The organism is Pseudoalteromonas sp. SWXJZ94C, assembly GCF_015864385.1.
In the GTDB taxonomy this organism is placed as follows: domain Bacteria; phylum Pseudomonadota; class Gammaproteobacteria; order Enterobacterales; family Alteromonadaceae; genus Pseudoalteromonas.
The window spans coordinates 1-1200 of the sequence record NZ_JADYXF010000131.1 but is presented as its reverse complement, the minus strand read 5'-3'; the positions used below and the strand labels follow the sequence as shown (position 1 = coordinate 1200).

Annotated in this window: 1 pseudogene; it reads left to right on the top strand. The window is 44.0% G+C overall.

The window, feature by feature from the left end:
* A pseudogene (locus I6F65_RS21900) lies at nucleotides 1-1188 on the top strand (IS4 family transposase); the annotation flags it as partial.
* Nucleotides 1189-1200: the final 12 nt, after the last annotated feature.

The following is a 1200-nucleotide window of genomic DNA, read 5'->3' as shown; positions in this document are numbered from 1 at the left end:
AGAAGGCTTCCTGTTGAGATGGCCGTTTGGACAGTCATTTGTATGTCGTTTTATCGTGAAGACCCACTGTGGAGTATTGTCAGTAAATTAGGGCTCGCTTTACCAGGTAAAAAAGAACTCGTTGCACCCAGTGCGGTTGTACAGGCTAGGCAGCGGCTTGGGGCTGATGCCGTTAAACAGGTTTTTGAGCAAAGTCAGCAAATGTGGAATGCTGATGCGAACCATCCCACATGGTGCGGGCTATCACTACTGGGCGTTGATGGTGTTATTTGGCGCACACCGGATACGGCTGAAAATCAACATGCATTCTCCGTGTGGAAAAATCAGTATGGTGACACGGCTTTCCCTCAGGTTCGCATGGTGTGTTTGATGGAGTTAACTAGCCATTTATTAATGGGGAGCGCCTTTGATAGTTGTCGTACTAGTGAAATGGTGTTGGCTGAAGACTTAATCGAGGCAACACCCGATAACTCACTGACGTTATTCGATAGAGGCTTCTATTCTCTAGGCTTACTCAATCGTTGGCATCATGCTGGGGTAAATAGGCATTAGCTTCAACCGATGAGAAAAGGCACGCAATATGAAATTGTTCGCTCTCTAGGGCGTCAAGACAAACTCATCAGGCTAAAAGCAACAGCACAAGCGAGAAAAAAGTTCGACGATTTACCAGACAGTATTGAAGTCAGGCTAGTCACAAAAACGGTTAAGGGGAAAGAGGTGAATATACTCACTTCACTAACAGACCCAATGCGTTTCCCTAAGGCTGACATTGTTGACCTCTATAGTGAACGGTGGGAAATTGAACTTGGTTATCGAGAAATGAAACAAACCTTACTAAATAGTCACTTCACGCTACGCAGCAAGAAACCTGAGATGATAGCGCAAGAATTATGGGGCGTAATGTTGAGCTATAACTTGCTCCGATACCAGATGGTGAAAATGGCGCAGAAAAAGTCTGGAATATATGCAAAACACCTGAGTTTTACGACGTGTGCTATTAGTATTATTAACCTTATTCATACAATGTTTATAGAAAATGCAGGACGGATACCTAAATCAATAGAGCAATTACAAGCTCAAGTTGAACATCACATATTGCCGATAAAACGGGAGCGGGCGTATCCGAGGTGTGTGAAACCAAAACCCAGTAAATACCCCAATAAAAAACGCCAGTCAGCTGTTAACTGACTGGCATTAAGC